Source organism: Kitasatospora sp. NPDC058115 (assembly GCF_042884635.1).
In the GTDB taxonomy this organism is placed as follows: domain Bacteria; phylum Actinomycetota; class Actinomycetes; order Streptomycetales; family Streptomycetaceae; genus Kitasatospora.
Genome location: NZ_JBHVTL010000064.1, coordinates 1 through 5,300, shown reverse-complemented (window position 1 = coordinate 5,300; position 5,300 = coordinate 1). Strand labels below are relative to the sequence as shown.

General features: G+C 70.3%; 1 protein-coding gene. It reads left to right on the top strand.

What is annotated here, in order from left to right:
• A partial coding sequence (locus ACFVVL_RS35240; protein WP_387682653.1) for an amino acid adenylation domain-containing protein occupies positions 1–5,300 on the top strand: 5,300 nt, incomplete at both ends.

The window sequence follows — 5,300 nt, the reverse complement described above, 5'->3', positions numbered from 1 at the left end:
CACCTCACCGCCACACTCCCCCGCTACATGGTCCCCGCCGCCTTCGTCACCATCGACACCATCCCGCTCACCGCCAACGGCAAGCTCGACCACCGAGCCCTGCCTGCGCCCGAGCGGTCGGTGTTCGCCTCCGCCGATCAGGTGGCACCGCGCAACCCGGTCGAGGAGCGGATCGCCGCGATCTGGTCCCAGGTCCTGAACCTTCCGGCCGGCCAGGTCAGCGTCGAGGACAGCTTCTTCGACCTCGGCGGCGACTCCATCCGCGCCGTCCAGCTCTCCGGCGCGCTCCGTCAGGCCGGCTACGACCTGAGCATCCAGCAGATCTTCCAACACCGGACGATCGCCGCGCTGGCCCAGCACGCCGCCGACAGCGGACCGGTGACCGACACCGAACCGGTCGCGCCCTTCGCCCTCGTCACGGACGAGGACCGGGCCGCGCTGCCCGCCGACGTGGTCGACGCCTACCCGCTGTCGCAGGTCCAGACCGGCATGATCGTCGAGATGCTGGCCGAGAACGACCACGCCAGCTACCACAACATCAACTCCTACAGCGTGCCGGACGACCAGCCGTTCTCGTCGGCGGCACTGACGGAGGCACTGGCCGTCGTCGCCGCGCGGCACGACGTCCTGCGGACGTCCGTGCAGCTGGCCGGCTACTCGCAGCCGTTGCAGCTGGTGCACGCCGAGGTGGAGATCCCGCTCAGCGTCCACGACCTGCGCGAGCTCACCGCGGACGAACGGCGGGCCGACGAGCTCGCGCTCCTCCACCGGGAGCGGGCGGCGCTCTTCGACCTCGCGACCGCTCCGCTGATGCGGCTCAACGTGCACCTGGAGTCCGACCGGTCCTGGCGACTGACGTTCACCCAGTGCCACGCCATCACGGACGGCTGGAGCGTCAACTCGCTGCTGATGGAGCTGCTGGAGGCCTACCGCTGCCTCCGCGACGGGGTGCCGCTCACGCTCCCGCAGCCGCCGGCCGTCCGGTACGCCGACTTCATCGCGGCGGAGCTGGAGTGCCTGGACGGTGAGAAGAGCCAGGCCTTCTGGCAGGACATCACCAGCCTGCACGCTCCGCTCACCATGCCGGCCGGCTGGCAGGGCGACGCCACGCCCGGGGAGAACTACCGGCTCGAAGTGGTCTACGACGATCTGGAGTCGGGTCTGCGCGGTCTGGCGGCCGCGGCCCGGACGTCGCTGAAGAGCGTGCTGCTCGCCGCGCACGTCAAGGTCCTCGGCATGCTGACCACCGAACCCGCCTTCCACACCGGTCTGGTGGCCCACGGCCGCCTGGAGGCCACCGGCGGCGACCGGGTACTCGGCATGCACCTCAACACGGTCCCGTTCCCGGCGGACCGCAGCGCCCGCACCTGGCGCGAGCTGGTCGAGCAGGTCTTCGACCAGGAAACCGCCATCTGGGGCCACCGCCGCTACCCGCTCCCCGCCATCCAGCGCAACACCGGCGGCTCGGAGCGACTGCTCGACGTGATGTTCGACTACCAGGACTTCCACCAGGTCGACACCGGCTCGGTGGACATCCAGGCCAACGTGGACGACGCGTTCAACGACTTCGCCATGACCGTCCTCGCGAACCCCGGACGACTCGGCATCGCCACGGCGACCAACGTCATCGACCGGGCGAACGGCGAGCGGCTGGTGGGGATGTACCGGCGGGTCCTGGAGGCGATGGCCGCCGACCCGACCGGCGACGCCCGCGCGACCTACCTGCCCGAGACGGAGACCACCCAGCTCCTGGAGGAGTGGAACCCCGCCCACGTCATCGCCGGCGAGGAGTGCGTCCACCACGCCTTCGAGCACCAGGCCGCCGCAACCCCCGACGCCCTCGCCCTCACCTTCGAGGACACCCACCTCACCTACGCCCAGCTCAACGAGCGGGCCAACCGGATCGCCCACCACCTCATCGAACAGGGCGCCACGCCGGAGACCCTCGTCGCGGTGTGCCTGGAGCGCGGCATCGACCTCATCCCGACCATCCTGGGCGTGCTGAAGTCCGGCGCCGGCTACCTCCCCCTCGACCCGTCCAACCCGGTCGAGCGCCTCGGCTACATCCTCGGCCACGCCCGCGCACAGATCGTCGTCACCCAGCAGCAGCACACCGACCTCGTGAGCACCATCCACCAGGGCCGCACGATCGTCCTGGACTCCGTCGAGGACGCGACGACGATCGAGGCCCGGTCCACGGACAATCCTTCGGTCGACGTCCGCCCGGACAACCTGATCTACGTCATCTACACGTCCGGTTCCACCGGTACGCCGAAGGGTGTCACGCTCACCCACGCCAACGTCTGGCGCCTGCTGGCCTCCGTCCGCGAGCAGTTCGCGTTCGGAGCGGACGATGTGTGGACGCTGTTCCACTCCTACGCCTTCGACGTCTCCGTCTGGGAGATGTGGGGCGCCCTCCTCCACGGCGGGCGCCTGGTCGTCGCCCCGTTCGAGGTCCTGCGCTCGCCGCACGACTTCCTCGACCTGATGATCACGCAGCGCGCCACCATCCTCTGCCAGACCCCCACCGCCTTCCGCTCCCTCACCACCCTCGCCGCCGACGGCGACCCCCGCATCGACGAACTCACCCTGCGAGCCGTCGTCTTCGCCGGCGAGAAGCTGGAGATCGGCGACCTCGCACCCTGGACGGACCGCCTGGGCTCCGAGATGCCCGCCCTCGTGAACATGTACGGCATCACCGAAACCACCGTGCACTCCACCTACCACCAGGTCACCGCGGCCGACCTCGCCAACCCCCACCGCAACCCCGTCGGCAGCCCCCTCGCCGACCTCGCCATCCACCTCCTCGACGAGCGCGGCCACCTGGTACCTGTCGGCATCCCCGGCGAGATCCACGTCGCCGGCCCCGGCGTCGCCCGCGGCTACCTCAACCGCCCCGACCTCACCGCCGAACGCTTCATCCCCGACCCCTGGGGCGAACCCGGCGCCCGCATGTACCGCTCCGGCGACCTCGCCCGACGCCTGGCCGACGGCACCCTGGAGTTCCTCGGCCGCATCGACACCCAGGTCAAGATCCGCGGCTACCGCGTCGAACTCGGCGAGATCCAGGCCAAGCTGACCGAACACCCCGACGTCCACGACGCCGTCGTCACCGCCTACACCGACACCACCGGTCAGAAGTCCCTCGTCGCCCACCTCGTCCCCACCACCCACCAGGGACCGGACGCCGGCGAACTGCGCAAGCACCTCGCCCAGACCCTCCCCGACTACATGGTCCCCGCCGCCTTCGTCGCCATCGAGGAGATCCCGCTCACCCCCAACGGCAAGCTCGACCACCGGGCCCTGCCCGCACCCGAGCGCTCCGCCTTCGCCGCCTCCGCCCACGTCGCCCCCCGCACCCCCGTCGAGGAACGCGTCACCGCCGTCTGGGCCCAGGTCCTCGACCTGCCCACCGACCAGGTCAGCGTCGAAGACAGCTTCTTCGACCTCGGCGGCGACTCCATCCGCGCCGTCCGCCTCTCCGGCGCACTGCGCCAGGCCGGCTACGACCTCAGCATCCAGCAGATCTTCCAACACCGCACCATCGCCGCACTGGCCCAGCACGCCGCCTGCAGCGGACCGGTCAGCACCGAACCCGTCGCCCCGTTCAGCCTCATCGGCGACGAGGACCGGGCCGCGCTGCCCGCCGACGTGGTCGACGCCTACCCGCTGTCCCAGATCCAGACCGGCATGATCGTCGAGATGCTGGCCGGCAACGGGCGGAACGTCTACCACAACGTCAACACGCAGCGACTGCCCGGCCAGGAGCCCTTCTCCGCAACGGCGTTCCGCAAGGCGGTCCGGACCATCGGCCTCCAGCAGGACGTCCTGCGCACCTCCGTCCACCTCACCGGCTACTCGCAGCCGCTCCAGCTGGTGCACGGCGAGGTCAACATCCCCATCGCCATCCACGACCTCCGCCACCTCGGTTCGGCGGAGAAGGAGAAGGCCGGCCTGGAGTTCGTGGCCAGGGAGCGCGCCGAGCTGTTCGACCTCGCGACGGGTCCGCTGCTGCGCTTCGCGGTGCACCTGGAGGAGGACGACGTCTGGCGGTTCACCGTCACCTACTGCCACGCGATCCTGGAGGGCTGGAGCAACAACACCCTGCTGATGGACCTGCTGAACGTCTACCAGCACTACCGCGCCGGCGGTGAGGAACTGCCGGTCGAGCCGCTGCCCGTGCGGTACGCGGACTTCATCGGGGCGGAGCTGGACTCCCTCGACAGCGAGGCGGACCAGGCCTTCTGGCACGGCATCGTGGACACCCACATGCCGGTGACCCTGCCCGCCGACTGGGCGGACCGGGACAAGCCGATGGAGCTGTACCGGGTGCAGGTGCCGTTCCTCGACCTCGAAACGGAACTGCGGCAGCTCGCCCGCGAGGCCAAGACCTCACTGAAGAGCGTGCTGCTGGCCGCGCACCTGAAGGCGCTCGGCATGCTGACGCCCGAACCCGCCTACCACACGGGCCTGGTGGCCCACGGGCGGATGGACGCGGTCGACTCGGACCGGGTGCTGGGCATGCACCTCAACACGGTGCCGTTCCCGATGGACCGCAGTGCCCGCACCTGGCGCGAGCTGGTGCAGCAGGTCTTCGAGCAGGAGACCGCGACGTGGGAGCACCGCCGGTACCCGCTGCCCGCGATCCAGCGCCACACGGGGTCCGACGAGCGCCTGCTCACGATCCTGTTCGACTACCTCGACTTCCACCAGGTCGACCGCCAGCGGGTGGACGTCGGCGCGGTGTTCCGCGTCTCCATCAACGAGTTCGCGCTCAACATCATCGCGACCGGCGGCAACATCAACATCAACGGCGCCACCAATGTGCTCAGCAGGGAGAACGCCGAGCGGCTGGCGCAGATGTACCGGCGGGTGCTGGAGGCGATGGCCGCCGACCCGTCCGGTGACGCCCGCGCGACCTACCTGCCCGAGACGGAGACCGTCCAGCTGCTGGAGGAGTGGAACCCCGCCCACGTCATCACCGGCGAGGAGTGCGTCCACCACGCCTTCGAACGCCAGGCCGCCACAACCCCCGACGCCCTCGCGCTGACCTACGAAGGCACCCACCTCACCTACCGCGAGCTCAACGAGCGAGCGAACAAGATCGCCCACCACCTGATCGAGCAGGGCGCCGCGCCGGAGACCCTCGTCGCGGTCTGCCTGGAGCGCGGCATCGACCTCATCCCGACCATCCTGGGCGTGCTGAAGTCCGGCGCCGGCTACCTCCCCCTCGACCCGTCCAACCCCGTCGAGCGCCTCGGCTACATCCTCGGCGACGCCCGCGCCGCCATCGCGATCAC